General features: G+C 59.6%; 14 protein-coding genes and 5 tRNA genes. 14 read left to right on the plus strand and 5 right to left on the minus strand.

Features of this window, described 5'->3' with window-relative positions:
* The first annotated feature begins 49 nt into the window (after positions 1–49).
* The 10 genes from C0V76_RS17760 to nirD all read left to right on the plus strand — a co-directional run bounded on the left by C0V76_RS17760 (position 50) and on the right by nirD (position 12,046).
* On the plus strand, positions 50–1,156 hold the full coding sequence (locus C0V76_RS17760) for a pectinesterase family protein (protein ID WP_101944297.1): 1,107 nt from the start codon (positions 50–52) through the stop codon (positions 1,154–1,156).
* Between the two features lie 91 nt (positions 1,157–1,247).
* Positions 1,248–2,690 (plus strand): hypothetical protein, encoded by a 1,443-nt coding sequence (locus tag C0V76_RS17765; protein ID WP_143707460.1) that lies wholly within the window; start codon positions 1,248–1,250, stop codon positions 2,688–2,690.
* A 99-nt stretch (positions 2,691–2,789) separates the two neighbouring features.
* Positions 2,790–3,500 (plus strand): leucyl/phenylalanyl-tRNA--protein transferase, encoded by a 711-nt coding sequence (gene aat, locus C0V76_RS17770; protein WP_101944250.1) that lies wholly within the window; start codon positions 2,790–2,792, stop codon positions 3,498–3,500.
* The gene (locus C0V76_RS17775) at positions 3,500–4,246 is read left to right on the plus strand and encodes an arginyltransferase (protein ID WP_101944251.1); all 747 of its coding nucleotides are present in this window, start codon (positions 3,500–3,502) and stop codon (positions 4,244–4,246) included. The genes aat and C0V76_RS17775 overlap by 1 nt, the downstream gene beginning before the upstream one ends.
* A 259-nt stretch (positions 4,247–4,505) precedes the next feature.
* A complete protein-coding gene (locus C0V76_RS17780; protein WP_158239276.1) occupies positions 4,506–5,246 on the plus strand; it encodes a FadR/GntR family transcriptional regulator in 741 nt (246 codons plus the stop codon).
* A 213-nt stretch (positions 5,247–5,459) separates the two neighbouring features.
* On the plus strand, positions 5,460–6,428 hold the full coding sequence (locus C0V76_RS17785; protein WP_101944253.1) for a TRAP transporter substrate-binding protein: 969 nt from the start codon (positions 5,460–5,462) through the stop codon (positions 6,426–6,428).
* Positions 6,429–6,501: 73 nt separating this feature from the next.
* A complete protein-coding gene (locus C0V76_RS17790) occupies positions 6,502–7,041 on the plus strand; it encodes a TRAP transporter small permease (RefSeq protein WP_173894018.1) in 540 nt (179 codons plus the stop codon).
* Positions 7,042–7,051: 10 nt separating this feature from the next.
* Positions 7,052–8,623, plus strand: coding sequence for a TRAP transporter large permease subunit (locus tag C0V76_RS17795; protein WP_101944255.1), 1,572 nt, complete (start codon positions 7,052–7,054; stop codon positions 8,621–8,623).
* A gap of 535 nt (positions 8,624–9,158) precedes the next feature.
* Positions 9,159–11,690 (plus strand): nitrite reductase large subunit NirB, encoded by a 2,532-nt coding sequence (gene nirB / locus C0V76_RS17800; protein ID WP_101944256.1) that lies wholly within the window; start codon positions 9,159–9,161, stop codon positions 11,688–11,690.
* Positions 11,691–11,707: 17 nt separating this feature from the next.
* Complete coding sequence (gene nirD / locus C0V76_RS17805) at positions 11,708–12,046, plus strand: nitrite reductase small subunit NirD (protein WP_101944257.1); 339 nt, start codon at positions 11,708–11,710, stop codon at positions 12,044–12,046.
* Positions 12,047–12,273: 227 nt separating this feature from the next.
* On the opposite strand, the gene C0V76_RS17810 is transcribed toward nirD, so the two are convergent.
* From C0V76_RS17810 to C0V76_RS17830, 5 genes are all read right to left on the minus strand, one after another.
* Positions 12,274–12,347 (minus strand) — tRNA-Met (locus tag C0V76_RS17810).
* A 369-nt stretch (positions 12,348–12,716) separates the two neighbouring features.
* A tRNA-Arg gene (locus C0V76_RS17815) sits at positions 12,717–12,793 on the minus strand.
* A 47-nt stretch (positions 12,794–12,840) separates the two neighbouring features.
* Positions 12,841–12,917, minus strand: a tRNA-Arg gene (locus tag C0V76_RS17820).
* A 67-nt stretch (positions 12,918–12,984) separates the two neighbouring features.
* Positions 12,985–13,077 (minus strand) — tRNA-Ser (locus C0V76_RS17825).
* A gap of 44 nt (positions 13,078–13,121) precedes the next feature.
* On the minus strand, positions 13,122–14,351 hold the full coding sequence (locus C0V76_RS17830) for an aspartate kinase (RefSeq protein ID WP_101944258.1): 1,230 nt from the start codon (positions 14,349–14,351) through the stop codon (positions 13,122–13,124).
* 318 nt (positions 14,352–14,669) lie between these two features.
* Here C0V76_RS17830 and C0V76_RS17835 point away from each other — a divergent pair, with 318 nt between their 5' ends.
* The 4 genes from C0V76_RS17835 to C0V76_RS17850 all read left to right on the plus strand — a co-directional run bounded on the left by C0V76_RS17835 (position 14,670) and on the right by C0V76_RS17850 (position 17,069).
* A complete protein-coding gene (locus tag C0V76_RS17835; protein WP_101944259.1) occupies positions 14,670–14,963 on the plus strand; it encodes a DNA-binding transcriptional regulator in 294 nt (97 codons plus the stop codon).
* 129 nt (positions 14,964–15,092) lie between these two features.
* Entirely contained in the window at positions 15,093–15,533 is a 441-nt protein-coding gene (gene queD / locus C0V76_RS17840) for a 6-carboxytetrahydropterin synthase QueD (protein WP_101944260.1), read from the plus strand.
* 70 nt (positions 15,534–15,603) lie between these two features.
* Positions 15,604–15,693, plus strand: a tRNA-Ser gene (locus tag C0V76_RS17845).
* Between the two features lie 161 nt (positions 15,694–15,854).
* The gene (locus C0V76_RS17850) at positions 15,855–17,069 is read left to right on the plus strand and encodes an integrase arm-type DNA-binding domain-containing protein (protein WP_101944261.1); all 1,215 of its coding nucleotides are present in this window, start codon (positions 15,855–15,857) and stop codon (positions 17,067–17,069) included.
* The last annotated feature ends 251 nt before the right edge of the window (positions 17,070–17,320 follow it).

Consider the following 17,320-nt stretch of genomic DNA (forward strand, 5'->3'; position numbering starts at 1 on the left):
ACACGGCACTGCTATCCTGCCCGCGAACCCGTTTTCGCTGGAGCCCGCCATGAATCCTGATCGCCGCCAATTTCTCACCCGCAGTAGCGTCGCCTTCGCCGCCCTCGGCCTCGGCGCCTGTGCCAGCCCCCCCGCTCAGCCCAAGGACGGGCCGGACAGCGTGGTCGACGCCAGCTTCACTGGCAAGGCCGGCAGCCTCATCAATGGCCGCCCCACCTACCAGACCGTGCAGCAGGCGCTCGACGCCGCTCCGGTCTTCGGTGACTGGTGGGTCCAGCTCAAGCCTGGGCGCTACGTCGAAAAGATCACCGTCATGAAGAGCGGCCTGCGCCTCACCGGTGAAGACCGCGAGCGCTGCATCCTGAGCTTCGATGCCTACGCCGGCCAGGTCAAACCCACTGGCGGTTTCTGGGGCACAGATGGCAGCGCCACACTGACGATCCGTGGCACAGACTTCAGCGCCGAAAACCTCACCATCGAAAACAGCTTCGACTACCTCGGCAACATGGCGCGCGACCGCAGCAGCCCCGATTTCATCCGCGGCAGCCAGGCGCTGGCCGTGTACATCGGCGGCCAGGCCGACCGCTGCAGCTTCCGCAACGTGAATCTGCTGGGCTATCAGGACACCCTCTGCCCCCACGTGGGCCGCAGCTATTTCGAGCGTTGCCTGATCACCGGCAATGTCGACTTCATCTTCGGTGGCGGCCAAGCCTGGTTCGAGGAATGCGAACTGCGCGCCCGCCCCGCCGGCTACGCCACCACCAAGGTCGGCTATCTCACCGCACCGAGCACGCACGTCAGCCAGAAATACGGCTTCATCTTCAATCGCTGCCGCTTGAGCCGCGAAGCCGGCGTGCCGGACGCCACCGTCGCGCTGGGCCGCCCCTGGCATCCGAATGGCGCGGCAGACGCCATCGGCCAGTCCGTCTTCCTCGAATGCTGGATGGATGCCCACATCACCGCCGAGGGCTGGGACTCGATGAGCTCCACCACCAAGACCGGCGAACGCGTCACCTACACCCCGGAGCAATCCCGCTTCTTCGAGTACCAAAGCAGCGGCCCCGGGGCGGCCAGCAATGCCAAGCGCCGCCAGCTGACCGATGCACAGCTGGCCGACTTCACCCGGAACAAACTGCTCGGCAGCTGGCGGCCTTGAGGAGACGGCCCGGAACCATACGCAATGCGCTCAACGCATCAACTAAAATACGCAGCGTCATAAAAACAAGAGCGAACAAAAAGGGGAAAACATGAAAGGAACACAACTGCTGCACGCAATGCTTGCTGCAGCTGCCATGCTCATGCTGAGCACGACACAAGCTGCACTGAGCTTCATCCCGAAAAATGAAGTACTGCTGGTGCAGGGCAAGGCCGAAGCGGGCGACGCTGAGCGCCTGCAAGCTGCGCTGACCCCTAGCATCACCACGCTGGTGCTGCGCGCACCGGCGGGCAATAACTGGCAAGTAGCTGCGGAGTTGGCTGAAAAAGTAGAGAAAGCCAAACTCACCACCGTCGCACACGGTAGTTGCGAGAGTTTCAGTTGCGCCATGATGTTTCTGGCTGGACAGCGGCGCATGTTCAGTGGCGCAGGCCGCCCAGAGATTCACTACGTTTCATTGATGTTCGCCGACACCACCTATCGTCAGACCGAGGATCAGACACCGATGCTCAGAGTCGTCGATTGGTGGGAAGACCACACGACCCTCTCCGGCAAGGATCTGCTGATCCATCGCGACTCGATCTTTGCCAGCAACATGGACGGCATTTATGACCGCAAGGTCTTCTTCGCTCCGGGCGCCCGGCACTCGCTGGGCGCGGTCCTGCACTGCTCCGGCGAGCGGGCCAAGAAACTGGGGCGCTTCCAGTATCTGAACGACTGCATGCCCACCCCCGGCACGGCACTGCAGAAGAAGATCATCACAAGCGAAGAGCGCTTCACGCACGCCTCCTTGGTCGAAAAAGAGGACCTCTCACCCCCACCGGCCACCCAGCTCGCAGCCCTTGAGAGCAAGCCCATTGCCCCGCTCACCGATGAATGCGCGGAGCGCTACAAACTTTTCCTCCAGCAGGACTCTCCGCGCGCCTTCGTGATTGGCGCCAACCAGGCTTGCTGGTGGGCCAATGCCCAGGTTCCGCGCCCTTACGAAGCCACTATCAACGCCTGCCGCAACGCAAAGATCGGCGAATGCCGCTTCTACGCAGTAGATGACAAAGTGGTCTTCGTCCCGTTTGATCTGCCCGCCCCGGCCATTGCCGCAGCGGAGACGAGCGCCAAGCCGCCCAGCGCCTCAGCCCCCAATGCGACTGCTAGCAGCAGTGCACCCGGCTATTTCACCCCCACCCTCAAGCCCGAGCACGTCACGCTGAGCCTGGCCCGCGATTACAGCAAGGAAGCAGGCCTGCAGGGCATCGCCGACCAGTTCACGCTGGAAGGCAAGGTCGTGCTCTTTGCCAACATCTCGTGGGAACCTGCAGACTGGGCACCTGGCCTGCAGCACATCGAAGTCAAATGGTTCAAGGGCAACCAGCTGATTCGCACCCAGCGCAACACCAAGGTTGATTACAAGCGTTCACCCGCCACGTTCTGGGCAACCCAAACCACAGCAGGGCTGGGCGAAGGCCAGTGGCGCGCCGAGTTCCACGCCAACGGAGTGTTGCTCGGCAGCAAGACCTTCACGATCAGCGCCAACTGATCGCATTGACGCACGCCGTTCAGGGGCGGTTCTTCTGCAGAAGGCCGCCCCTGTTCATTCATGCCCTAGAATGAACGCAAGCCCGCCAGTCCAAGCCGCATGATCCCCTGTCTCAACCCCGAGCATCCGCCTGCCTTCCCGCCGGTCAGCCGCGCTCTGCGCGACCCGGCGGGCCTGCTTGCGGCCGGCGGCAGCCTTGCCCCGGAGTGGATTCTCATGGCCTACCGTCAAGGCATCTTTCCATGGTTCTCCGAGGGCGACCCGCTGTTGTGGTGGAGCCCGGATCCGCGCATGGTGCTGCGCCCCGGCGAGGAGCGCATCAGCGCTTCACTGAAGAAGACCCTGCGCCGCGGCCACTATGAAGTGCGCTGCGACACCGCCTTTCCGGCTGTGATGGCCGCTTGCGCGGCGCCACGCAGCTATGCCGACGGCACCTGGATCGTGGCGGACATGCAGGAAGCCTACTGCCACCTGCATAAACTGGGCTGGGCGCACAGCGTGGAAACGTGGATTGATGGCGAACTCGTCGGCGGCCTTTACGGTGTGGCGATCGGGCGCGTGTTCTGCGGCGAATCGATGTTTCACCGCGCCACGGATGCCTCCAAGATCGCCTTCGCCCATCTTGCCCGCCTGCTTGCACGCGAAGGATTTGCAATCCTGGATTGCCAGATGAACACCACTCATCTAGCCTCGCTGGGAGCCGCCGAGATTCCACGCCACGCTTATGTGGCCGGCCTCAAGGAATGGACCCGCGATGCCGTTCCCGGCACATGGCCCGCTGATTTTGCACGGGCCGACTGGAGGAGCTGATGTCCCAGTTGCAGGATCTGCCTTACGCCCTGCTGCAGTTCTACGCCACGGCGCCCTATGAATGCTCCTATCTGCCAGAGCGTCAGGCGCGCTCGCAGGTCGCCACGCCGGCCCACATGGTCGACACCCAGCTCTACAGCCAGCTCGTACGCGATGGCTTCCGCCGCAGTGGGATCTACACCTACCGCCCCTGGTGCGATGCCTGCCGCGCCTGCGTGCCGGTGCGCCTGCCCGTTGCCGAGTTCACGCCCAACCGCAGCCAGCGTCGCGCCTGGGCACAGCACCAGAATCTTGAAGCACGTGAGGCCGAGCTACGTTTCTCGGAAGAGCACTTCGACCTCTACCGCCGCTACCAGCATGCCCGCCATGAAGGCGGCGGCATGGATCAGGATGATCGCGAGCAATACGCCCATTTCATGCTCGAAAGCCAGGTCGACACGCGCCTGATCGAGTTCCGCGAAAACGGGGTATTGCGCATGGTGAGCCTGATTGACTGCCTCAGTGACGGCCTCTCCAGCGTTTACACCTTCTACGACACCGAAGTGCCGGGCGCCTCTTACGGCAGCTTCGGCATCCTGTGGCAGATCGCCAGCTGCCACAGTATCGGCCGCCCCTATCTGTATTTGGGTTACTGGATTCGCGACAGTCGCAAGATGAGTTACAAGCAAAAGTTCCGCCCCCTCGAAGGTCGCGTGGGCGGACAGTGGCGACGCCTCGAGGAAAGCGACTTCAGTCAGCTTGGCTAAAACGCCGATAAACGCTTGCGAAGCGACCCAGCTTGTTCAGCAGTTGCCTGACAAGCACTCCAGGGCATGCACAATCAAGGTTTATACGTAAGAAGTTGTCTTACCAGACGCCCCAAAATAGCCCAAAAGCATGCGGGTTAACACCTAGCAAACCCTTGCCAGATCAAAAAAAACGGGCTTTTCGATGACTTGTCCGAAAAAGGTTTACATCACCCACAAGGTGTAAGGCAAAATGCGCCGACTCTTACAGGAGGGGCACATGGCTGACATCCAGCCGGATAAAAAAACCAGGGCAAGCGGCACGAATCGGGTGGACACCGTCTACACCGGCATCGTGGAAGCCATGTCCAACGGAGACTTCCCGGAAAACGCACGTCTGCCGACCGAAGCCGAGCTGGCACTGCAGTACGGCGTCTCCCGCCCGACCGTGCGTGAAGCACTTTCCCGTCTGCGTCTGGATGGCCTGATTGCCTCCAAGCGCGGCTCCGGCAGCTATGTACTGCGCCGCCCGGATCGCAATATCAAGCGCTTTGCCCCGATCGAAAGCATTGCCGACGTGCAGCGCTGCTTCGCCTTCCGCATCGCGCTGGAAGCGTCCGGAGCCAGCCTCTCGGCCGAAATGCGTACTCCGCGTGATCTGGACGACATCCGGCGCTGTTTCGATGCGATGGAAGCTGCACGCAATCAGGACGACAACATCGCCTTCGTCGAACACGATCTGCAGTTCCACCTTGCCGTCGCGCGTGGTTCGCAAAACGTTTTCTTCGTCACGGCACTGGAACTGATCATCGAGCAGATGCGGGTGGGCATGCAGTTGGCGCTGAATCTCTCGCTCGAACGCGAACGCGTGTGGCGTGAGCTGGTGCAGATCGAGCACCGCGAGATCCTCACCGCAATCGAAAAGGGCTCCTCGGTCGATGCAGCCGAGGCGATGCGTTTTCACCTCGGCAACGCTCGCCGCAGACTGTTTGAAGGCCCCGCTCAGAAGACCTCCGGATAAGCGCGGGTCAGGTGTTGCTCAAGGGCAACACTGACATCGCACCCGAAGGGTATGGCATCGAAAACACGATATCCCCCGGTGATATCGTCGTAGCACCCCGCTCAGGCGGTATGGATTCCGATCCGCATCACCTGTGAGGGCTGGTTTCAGGAGATGGACGGCCCTGGCCGGACGTTTTTTGTTTTGTTGGTCACTATCAGGAGACACACGATAATGCGTACATCAAAGCTGGCAGCAGTACTGGCCACGGCGATTTTCGCCGCCGCCCCCGTAGCAGCCGTGGAAATCAAGGCCGCTGACGTCCACCCGGAGGGCTACCCGAACGTGGTGGCCATGCAGAATCTGGGTAAGAAGCTTGAAACCCAAAGCAAAGGCAAATACACCCTGAAGATGTTCCCGGGTGCCGTTCTGGGCGATGAAAAGTCCATGATCGAGCAGACTCAGGCAGGCGGCATCGACATTCTGCGTACCTCGCTTGGCCCGCTGGGCCCGGTGGTGCCGGAAGTGAACGTGTTCAACATGCCCTTCGTGTTCCGTGACGAAGCCCACATGCGCAAGGTGATCGACGGCCCGATCGGCGACGAAATCCTTGCCAAGATCACCGCCAGCTCCGCCAAACTCGTGGCACTGGGCTGGATGGACGGCGGCACGCGCAACCTGTACACCAAGAAGCCGGTGCGCAAACCGGCTGACCTGGCTGGCCAGAAGCTGCGCATGATGGGCAACCCGCTCTTCATCGACACCATGAACGCCATGGGCGGCTCGGGCATCTCGATGGGCTTCGGCGAACTCTTCAGCGCCATGCAGACCGGTGTGGTTGACGGTGCCGAAAACAACGTGCCGACCTATGTGACGCAGAACCACTTCACCGTCGCCAAGTACTACGACCTGACCGGCCACCTGATCATTCCCGAAATCTTCGTGTTCTCGAAGGCCAAGTGGGAAAAACTGACCCCGGAAGACCAGGCTCTGATCAAGAAGCTGGCCAAGGAAGCCCAGTTTGAGCAGCGCGCCCTGTGGGACAAGCGCGTCACCATGGACTCCGCCCGCCTCAAGGCTGCAGGCGTGACCATTGTTGCCGACGTCGACAAGCAAGCCTTCTACAAGGCCACCCAACCGGTGCGTGACAAGTACGGTGCCCAGTTCGCCGACCTGATCAAGCGCATCAACGACGTCAAGTAATACCGCTGCACCAAGGAACTGGCGGGTCTGCCCGGCCCGCCAGTTTTTTTGCGGCCTTTTGGAGCAAGTAGCAATGAAAGATACGTACTGCAAGGCAATGGATGCGGTGTATTGGCTCTGCATCTGGATTGCCGGTCTGGCCATGGTGGTCATGACCCTCGTCATCCCGGTTCAGGTGGTTGCCCGCAAGTGGTTCGATTCCGGCCTCTCCTGGCCTGAGCCGATGGCCCTCATGTGCATGATCATCTTTACCTTCGTCGGCTCGGCAGCGGCCTATCGCGCGGGTTCGCACATCGCTGTGACCATGCTCACCGATCGCCTGCCCCCGCAAGGCAAATACATCTTTGCCCGCATCGTCGACTTGCTGATGGCCCTCGTGGCCCTCTTCGTGATCGTCTACGGTACTGATCGCGTGCTCTTCTTCATGGAAACCGGCCAAACGCTTGCCGATTTCACTCAGATTCAAGTGAGCTGGACTTACCTGCCCCTGCCCATTGGCTCGGCCGCCACCCTGCTCTTCATCATCGAATCCTTCTTCTTCGGCTCCCAGCAGCATCGCCCGATCGTCATGATCGGCAGCCATGGTGGCAGCGCTGAAGACTCGACCAACTAAGGAGCCCGTCATGGATTCTGCAATCATCATGGGCATCTTCTTCCTGCTGCTCGCAGTAGGACTGCCCGTCGCTTACACCCTGGGGCTCACTGCCATGTTCGGCGCGATCTATTTCGCCGGCGACATGAGCTACATGACCACCATCATGCTCAAGATGGGTGACGGGGTGAACAAGTTCAGCCTGCTCGCCATTCCCTTCTTCGTGCTGGCTGGCGCCATCATGGCCGAGGGCGGCATCGCCACCCGCCTGATCAACTTCGCCTCGATCTTCGTGGGCTTCATCCGCGGCGGCCTGTCGCTGGTGAACATCCTCGCCTCCACCTTCTTCGGCGCCATCTCCGGCTCTTCCGTGGCGGATACCGCCTCGATCGGCTCTGTGATGGTTCCGCAGATGGAAAAGCACGGCTATCCGCGTGACTACGCAGCAGCCGTCACGGCATCCGGTTCGGTGCAGGCAATCCTGATCCCGCCCAGCCACAACGCCGTGATCTATTCGCTGTATGTGAGCGGCGCCTCGATTCCGGCGTTGTTCCTGGCCGGTGTGGTGCCGGGCATTACTCTGTGCCTGACCCTGATGGCCCTGTGCATCTTCTTCGCAGCCAAGCGCGGCTACCCGAAGGGCGAAGTGCTCACGCTGAAGCAGGCCGCCAAGCAGGCCTTCGACGCTATCCCCGGCCTGTTCACCGTGGTGATCATCCTCGGCGGCATCCTCTCCGGCCTCTACACGGCCACGGAATCGGCCGCCATCGCCTGCGTGTGGGCCTTCCTGGTCACCATGTTCGTGTACCGCGACTACAAATGGCGCCAGCTGCCGGTGCTTGTGCACCGCACCGTGAAGACCGTCACCATTGTGATGATCCTGATCGGCTTTGCTGCAGCCTTCGGCCAGATTCTCACCATCCTGTCGATCCCGGCAACCATCTCGGCCTTCTTCACAAGCCTCTCGGATAACCCGATCATCATCATGCTGGCCATCAACGTCCTGCTGCTGATCCTCGGCACGCTGATGGACATGGCCCCGCTGATCATGATCATGACCCCGATCCTGTACCCGGTTGTTGCCCCGCTCGGCATTCACCCGGTGCACTTCGGCATGATCATGATGGTGAACCTGGGGATCGGCCTGATCACCCCGCCGGTGGGCTCCGTGCTCTTCGTAGCGAGCGCTGTATCGGGGCGCAAGATGGAGCAGGTCACCAAGGCCATGGCCCCCTTCTTCGTTGCCCTGTTCGCCGTGTTGATGATGGTGACCTATCTGCCCCAGCTTTCGCTGTGGCTGCCTACCGCGGTAGGTGAGCTGAACGCAGCCCCGACGGTGGTGGACGATGCTGGCAAGACCGCCAAGGGTCAGCCGGTGAAGATCGAGGTGCTGAAGAACGACTCCGACAAGGAGAACAATCCGCTCATGATCGAAGAAACCAAGGTGCTGGAAGGCCAGGGCACGGTGGATTTCGACGAGAACGGTATTGTCACCTTCACCCCGGCCGCCGACTTCGCCGGCACCGCCGTGGTCCAGTACCAGGTGACGGACTTCCTCGGCGGCAGCACCAAGGGCAAGATCACGATCACGGTTGCCCCCTGATCGATCCCCGCTAAACCCGGCTGCGGCCGGGCAGTGCCCAAAAGCAAAACCCCCGGTCTCCGGGGGTTTTGCTTTTGGGTGAAGCACATTCCGCTACCGCCTGCTTGCGTCAGGCACAGCATCTCGCGACACCTGGGCTCACCAGCCCGCCCACAGCAATCAACTTTCTTGTGCAGCTGAGCGCGCGCACCACTCCCAAACCAATGCAGCACAGCTGCCCTATCGCACTACTTCAGTGCTGCGCAGTTTCAAACGCATCTCCTGCCCTATCTCAAACCATTGAAAGATAAAGCCCTTTGCATCTGGCACAAATGCTGCTAGCGATCATGCGTCCGCCTGCAACGTAGTAGCGGACATATTGCCTCCGCCAACGACGGCGAAATCCGGGCCTCTCTCTTTATCGAGAGTCAGAAGCCCGGTTATTCCAACCCGACAAAGCGCCGCGTTCTGCGGGGGCCTTCATGTACGTGCCGCTTCAAAGCCTGGCACGCGATGATTTGCACAAGCCTCCGAAGCCGGTCGTGCGAGATTCAACATGAAGATAGTCATTATCGGCCACGGCATGGTGGGCCATAAATTCCTGGAAGAACTGCATCAGCTCCAGGTGCCGGATATCGAAGTCACCGTCCTGTGCGAAGAGCCCAGGCCAGCCTACGACCGGGTTCATCTTTCTGAATTCTTCGCCGGCAAGAGCGCTGAAGACTTGTCGCTGGTTGAGGAAGGCTTCTTCAAACGCAGCGGTTTCTCGCTGCGCCTCGCGGCCCGGGCCGTTGCCATCGACCGTCACAATCGCACCGTCACCACGCTCGACGGTGAGCTGCTGCCCTACGACAGGCTGATTCTCGCTTCGGGCTCCACACCTTTCGTACCACCGGTACCCGGGCGCGAGCGGGCGCATTGTTTCGTCTATCGCACCATTGAAGATCTGCAGGCCATGCAGGCCAGCGGTGCGCAATCGCGCGTCGGGGTGGTGATCGGTGGTGGTCTGCTGGGGCTTGAATGCGCCAAGGCTCTGCGCGATCTGGGTCTGGAAACGCATGTCGTGGAGTTTGCGCCGCGCTTGATGGCGGTACAGGTCGACGAAGGCGGCGGACGCGTCTTGCGCGCCAAGATCGAGGCGCTGGGCGTACATGTGCATACCAGCCGCAACACGCTGGAGATCGTTGAGGGCGAGCATGCCCGGCACCGCATGAACTTCTCGGATGGCAGCTCGCTGGAGACGGACATGATCGTGTTTTCGGCCGGCATCCGCCCCCGCGACGAGCTCGCCCGGCAGTGCCAGCTGGAGATCGGCCCGCGCGGTGGCGTGGCGATCGATAGCGTGTGCCGCACCAGTGATCCGGCCATCTTTGCGATCGGCGAGTGTGCGGCCTGGAATGAACAGGTCTTTGGCCTGGTGGCGCCCGGCTACGACATGGCCCGCGTGGCGGCCCGCTATATCGCCGGCCAGGAACAGGTGGCCTTCGTGGGCGCCGACATGAGCACCAAGCTCAAACTGATGGGCGTCGATGTTGCCAGCATCGGGGATGCCCATGGCAAGACGCCGGACTGTCGCAGCTACCAGTACGTGGATGAACGCCGTCAGGTCTACAAGAAGATCGTGGTCAGCGAAGATGGCAAGCAGTTGCTCGGTGCCGTACTGGTGGGCAATGCCGACGAATACGGCACGCTGCTGCAGATGGCGCTCAATGGCATCACGCTGCCCGCCGATCCGGAATTCCTGATCCTCCCCTCGAGTGATGGCAAGGCCAAGCCCGGCCTCGGCGTGGAGGCCCTGCCGGAAACCGCCCAGATCTGCTCCTGCAACAACGTCAGCAAAGGGCAGATCTGTGCAGCCGTAGCTGCGGGAGCCTGCAGCATCGGCGAACTCAAGGCCTGCACCAAGGCCGGCGCCACCTGTGGCGGCTGCGTACCGCTGGTCACCCAGGTAATGAAAGCCGAAATGGCTCGCCTCGGCATGGCCGTCAACAACCACCTTTGCGAGCACTTCCCGCACTCCCGTCAGGAGCTCTACCACCTGGTCCGGGTCGGCCAGATCAAATCCTTTGGCGAACTTCTGGCCCGCCACGGCAAGGGGCTGGGCTGCGACATCTGCAAGCCTGCCGCCGCCAATATCCTGGCTTCGTGCTGGAACGATTTTGTGCTCCAGCCCGAGCTGGCCAGCCTGCAGGACAGCAATGACTACTATCTGGGCAACATCCAGAAAGACGGCAGCTATTCCGTTGTACCGCGCATGCCTGGCGGCGAGGTAACGCCTGACGGCCTGATCGCCGTGGGACAGGTCGCCAAGAAATACGGCCTCTATACCAAAATCACCGGGGGACAGCGCGTCGACCTCTTCGGGGCCCGTGTCGAGCAACTACCCCTGATCTGGGAAGAGTTGATCGAAGCCGGCTTTGAATCCGGTCATGCCTACGGCAAGTCCCTGCGCACGGTGAAAAGCTGCGTCGGCTCGACCTGGTGCCGCTACGGTGTCGATGACAGTGTCGGGCTCGCAGTGGAACTGGAGAACCGCTACAAGGGCCTGCGCGCGCCGCACAAGATCAAATTTGGCGTCTCTGGCTGTACACGTGAATGCGCCGAAGCCCAAGGCAAGGACGTAGGCATCATAGCCACAGACAAGGGCTGGAACCTCTATGTATGCGGCAACGGCGGCATGAAGCCGCGTCACGCCGAATTGATCGCTTCCGACCTGACAAAGGCCGAGCTGCTCCGCCTGATCGATCGCTTCCTGATGTTCTACGTGCGCACGGCAGACCGCCTGCAACGCACCAGCACCTGGCGCGAAAACCTCGAAGGCGGCCTGGCGTATTTGAAGGAAGTGCTGATCAAGGACTCCCTCGGCATTGCTGCCGAGCTTGAAGCCCAGATGCAGCATGTGGTGGATACCTACCAGTGCGAATGGAAGACGGCCATTTCCGACCCCGAAACCCGCAAGCGCTTCCGCTCCTTCGTCAATAGCGAACAAGCGGACCAAAGGATCGTTTTCGTGCAGGAGCGAGGCCAGATCCGCCCGGCCCGTCCTGAAGAACGCGTCCAGACCTCAACTGACGGCAGCCCAGCCTGACACCAGGAGTAAGCCCCATGACAAACAGCACCCAGCAATGGACCACCGTTTGCGCAGTCAGCGACGTCCTGCCCGACACTGGAGTCTGCGCGCTGATCAACGACCAGCATATCGCGATCTTCCGGGTTGGTCAGGCGCAGTTCTACGCCATCGACAATATCGACCCCCAATCCGGCGCTAGCGTACTCGCGCGCGGTCTGGTGGGTAGCTTCGGCGAGCGTATTGCGGTGGCCTCGCCGCTTTACAAAAACCACATCGATCTGCGCAGCGGCGAGTGCCTGGAAAACCCAGCCTACTCAGTGCGTGCCCATTCCGTGCGCATCGAGAACGATCACGTACAGATCGTTGTGACCTGAGTCGCAGCGCTCCCCAGACAAACAAAAAGGACATGCATACCATGTCCTTTTTGCATTAACCACCACTGGTAAGCCCTGGATCGAGCCTGAAGCCCCATTGCGTCCAGCACGGCGCTGGCCCCTGCGAATTCGCACTTGAGTCGCTAAGTGCTTAGATTTATCCAAGCACTGACCTACAAAGCAAAAAGCCCAGTCTTTCGACCGGGCTTTTTACTGAAGGTATTGGGTTGCGGGGACAGGATTTGAACCTGTGACCTTCGGGTTATGAGCCCGACGAGCTGCCAGACTGCTCCACCCCGCGTCAGAGAAGAATCATTATGTACGTTAGTTCTTAATGAGTCAAGAACTAATTTGAAGAAACTTCCATAGCATGGTTTTTTGAAGGACTTCCTTGCCAGAAGATGCTCGATCTGGCGAACACAACAGCTGTCTGGATAACAACCCTAACGCCTTACATCTTCCTGCGAATCCTGGCCCTCAATCCACCCGGGCCGCAAACTTCTATCTACCTTGACCAAAACTGCTGCCAGAAGGCAAAACCATAAGTAGAGTAAGTCGCGTAATTTCAAGCAGACATCAGTAGCAAGCGCGCACCTGATATTCATGCCAGGCCCCAGCTAAGCGTAAAAATAAAAAAGCCAGTCTCTCGACTGGCTTTTTTACTTAAGCTTGGTACACCCAGAGCGATTCGAACGCCCGACCCCCTGGTTCGTAGCCAGGTACTCTATCCAGCTGAGCTATGGGTGCAAACCCCGGAAAACCAATCTTACTGAAGATTGGCTTCACTACTTATTTGGTACACCCAGAGCGATTCGAACGCCCGACCCCCTGGTTCGTAGCCAGGTACTCTATCCAGCTGAGCTATGGGTGCAAAATCAAGAGGCAGTATTATCTGCCACTTTTCTTGCCTTAGCAACATCTTTCGATGCTGTGTTCTTTGGCGGAGAGCAAGGGATTCGAACCCTCGAGACAGGTTTTGCCCGTCTGCTCCCTTAGCAGGGGAGTGCCTTCGACCACTCGGCCAACTCTCCGCGAAGAAGCAGCATTTTAGCCACTTCCCCTTAGCTGGTCAAGATCAACCAGCAACCTGATCAAGCTCGAAAGCCTTGTGCAGTACGCGTACAGCAAGTTCGAGATACTTTTCGTCGATCGCCACGGAAATCTTGATTTCCGAGGTGGAAATCATCTGGATATTGATGCCTTCTTCAGCCAGCGTGCGGAACATGCGGCTGGCAATACCGACATGTGAGCGCATACCTACGCCAACCACAGACACCTTAGCCATAGCGCGGTCGCCACGAACTTCACGGGCTCCAACATGCGCCTTGACGCCATCGAGAATCCCCAGTGCGCGATCCAACTCGCCACGCGGCACGGTGAAAGAGAAATCGGTGGAGCCATCCTGACCGACGTTCTGAATGATCATGTCGACATCAATATTGGCTTCAGCAATCGGCCCGAGGATCTGGTAGGCAATGCCTGGGCGGTCAGGCACGCCAAGCACGGTGAGTTTGGCTTCGTCGCGGTTGAAGGCGATGCCGGAGATGATCGGCTGTTCCATCTTGATATCTTCCTCGAATGTAATCAGAGTCCCCTCGCCGCCTTCCTGGAAGCTGGAGAGAACTCGCAATCTGACCTTGTACTTGCCAGCGAACTCGACCGAACGGATCTGCAGTACCTTGGAGCCAAGGCTCGCCATTTCGAGCATTTCCTCGAAAGTGATGCGGTCGAGCTTGCGTGCTTCGGGCACGATGCGCGGGTCAGTGGTGTACACGCCATCCACATCGGTGTAGATCTGGCATTCATCTGCACGCAGCGCCGCAGCCAAGGCAACGCCGGTTGTGTCGGACCCACCGCGCCCCAGCGTGGTGATATTGCCCGCATCATCAACCCCCTGAAAGCCGGCAACGACCACAACACAACCTTCTTCAAGGTCGTGACGCATGCGGTCTTCATCGATTTTCTGGATCCGGGCCTTCGTAAAAGAACTGTCGGTCAGGATACGTACCTGAGCGCCAGTGTAGCTGCGCGCCTTGATCCCTTCGGCTTGCAGCGCCATGCTCAAAAGACCGATGGTGACCTGCTCGCCGGTCGAGATGACCACATCGAGCTCACGGGGATCGGGATTGCTCTGGACTTCCTTGGCCAGTGCAACCAGGCGATTGGTCTCGCCACTCATTGCAGATACCACGATCACCAGTTGATGCCCTTGCGCATGCGCCCGCGCTACGCGCTTGGCCACATTCTTGATGCGCTCGGGGGTGCCGACCGAGGTGCCGCCATATTTCTGAACTATCAGGGCCATCTTGCTTGGTGCTGCCGGAACGGTAAAGGCGCGAATTCTATAACAAGCAGCTTGATCCATACAGGGGGCGCTAGACAAGTGTGCTCAGACTTGAAGCGCCCGCATCTATAAGTAAAAGCGTGAAAAGCGCCCTGGAAACACAGCAAATGCCACTTGAATGCTCCCGAAATATTGATCTATACTGAATGCGTCTATAACCAAAGTCATAGATCGATGCTTTGGGAAGTGTTTGTTTTTGTTGTTTAATATACTTACGCTCTGACTGACCATCGATCATGACGGTTCTCGCCCCAACCCCGTTGAAAAGGATAAGGTCATATGAAGATCGTTGAAAACGTAGATGTGCGTGAAATCCGCCGCAAACTGGGCCTGAACCAGTCGGATTTCTGGTCTGAAATCGGTGTCACACAGTCTGGTGGCTCACGCTACGAGAGTGGCCGCAGCATCCCTCGCCCGGTTCAAGCCCTGCTGCGCCTGGTGCACATTGAGCAGATCGATATCAACAAGATCCGCAAGGACGACTACGAAGTGGTCGAGTTCCTGCGCTCGCAGAAGTCGGATCTGTTCAAGAGCCTGAAGAAAGAAGCCAAGGCCTGGAAGAAGGAAAAGTAATACCCTGCTTGCATTGCATCAGCGAAGCCCCGCCAGGCATACGTCCGGCGGGGCTTGTTGTTTCTGCTTCAGCTACAATCCAGCACTCTTGCCCTATTGTGGGCTGACCGCACATTCTGGACTTTCATAGTGATCATCACCCGCCGCCTCGAATTCGACTCCGGACACAGAATTCCGGATCACCGCAGCCTTTGCCGACACCTGCACGGCCATCGCTATGCGCTGGAGGTCACTGTGTCGGGAGATGTCACGCGGATGGATGGTGATCCTCGCAATGGCATGGTGCTGGACTTCTCAGAGGTCAAATCCTTGATGCGGCAGTACGTAGTTGACGTCTGGGATCACGCCTTTCTGGTCTACGAGGGGGATAAACAGATCCGCGACTTTCTCGACAGCCTGCCAGAGCATCGCACGGTCGTACTGAACGTGGTGCCGACCGCCGAAAACCTCGCAGCCAAGGCCTTCGAACTGCTCGCTCCTCACATTAATGATCTCTGCGACAAGGCTTTGACGCTGGAAAACGTACGGATCTACGAAACGCCCAACTGCTGGGCGGATGCTCGTCGTTAAGGCTGGACAGCGGCTCGAAGCAGCGGCAGAATGCCGTTCCCTTGGCTTTCTGATAAGCCTGACCGATTCTGGAGGTGTGGCAGAGCGGTTGAATGCACCGGTCTTGAAAACCGGCGATGTTGAAAGACATCCGTGAGTTCGAATCTCACCGCCTCCGCCAGAATGAAGGACAGCAACGTCCAAAGAAAGCCGGAAAGCCCAGTAAAAAAAGGCTTTCCGGCTTTTTCTTTGTCCAACGCAGGCCAAAGACGCCCATTGCAATCCGGGGGCAACTAGGGGCAACATTGGGGGCAATAAGTTGCCCCACAAAGAGTTGCCCCCATGCCCCTGACCGATACCGAAATCCGCAACGCCCTCCCCGGAGAAAAACCGCTCAGAATGTTTGATGGTGGCGGTCTGTACCTTGAAATCGCCCCATCCGGGGGCAAGTGGTGGCGCCTCAAGTACCGTTTTGACGGCAAAGAAAAACGCCTTTCCTTGGGCGTCTACCCCGAAACTACATTGAAGGCTGCTCGCGACAAACGTAATGAAGCCCGCAAGCAACTGGAAGCTGGGACTGATCCCGGTTCCGCACGCAAGGCCGAGAAGCGGCGCGCACTGGTATCGCGGGCCAATTCATTTGAGGCGGTCGCCCGCGAGTGGTACTCCAATCAAGAGCCGACATGGGTAGCCACCCACGCCAAGGATGTATTGCGCAGACTGGAAAGCAACCTGTTCCCCACCTTGGGCGAGTTGCCCCTGTCTGAGGTTGAGCCTGCCGACCTGCTGGCGGCTGTGCGCGAAATCGAAACACGTGGCGCCCGCGACCTCGCCCACCGCGTGTTGCAAGTCGCCGGGCAAGTTTTCCGCTACGGTGTTGCTACCCAGCGCTGCAAGCGCGACCCCACCCCCGACCTGCGCGGTGCCCTCAAGCCCCACAAGGCTCGCAACCAGCCAGCCGTCCGCCCCGAGGAAGTCCCTGCACTGCTGCGCGCCATCGACGGTTACGAAGCCATCGGCGACCGCCAGACCCGCCTGGCCCTCACGCTTTGTGCTCTCACTTTCACTCGGACAACAGAGCTTATCGGCGCGGAGTGGTCGGAAATAGACCTGGATGCAGGGCTGTGGATCATTCCCTCCCAGCGCATGAAGATGCGCAACGAACATCTGGTTCCCCTTGCGAAACAAGCCATCGAAGCGCTCCTGCTGCTTCAAGAGACCTGCTGTGGTTCCCGCTTCGTATTCCCTGGGCGCAACCGCGACAAGCCCATCAGCAACAACACCATGCTGTTTGCCCTGTATCGGCTGGGCTACAAGGGAAAGATGACCGGGCACGGCTTCCGCGCCGTCGCCAGCACCATCCTGAACGAACAGGGCTACCGGCCGGATGTGATCGAGCGGCAACTGGCTCACTGCGAACAGAACGAGGTGCGCGGCGCCTACAACCGCGCCGAGTACCTGAAAGAGCGGCGCACCATGATGCAGGAGTGGGCGGACTATCTAGACAAGCTCAAAGCTGGCGCTGAGGGCATTCAGCCACATGGAACTGCCGCTTGAAAGACTCCGACAATGGGAAACAGAATGTCCAGAACTGATGCCATCAATGCTCTTTACAATGAGTTCATGGCAGAGATTGAATATGGAGAAGGCCAGCCAACCGCAGAACGGCTATCTACCCCGCCCCGATAAAGCTTGGCCCTAGAACCAGCGTCTGGAAAGTTGCAGACATCCGGGCCATCCTCGATGGCACATGGCAGCAGCAAGGGGGTTCCAAGTGATAGCCCCCGCCAACACAAGCGAAGCTTGGG

The organism is Uliginosibacterium sp. TH139 (assembly GCF_002855595.1).
GTDB lineage: Bacteria > Pseudomonadota > Gammaproteobacteria > Burkholderiales > Rhodocyclaceae > Uliginosibacterium > Uliginosibacterium aquaticum.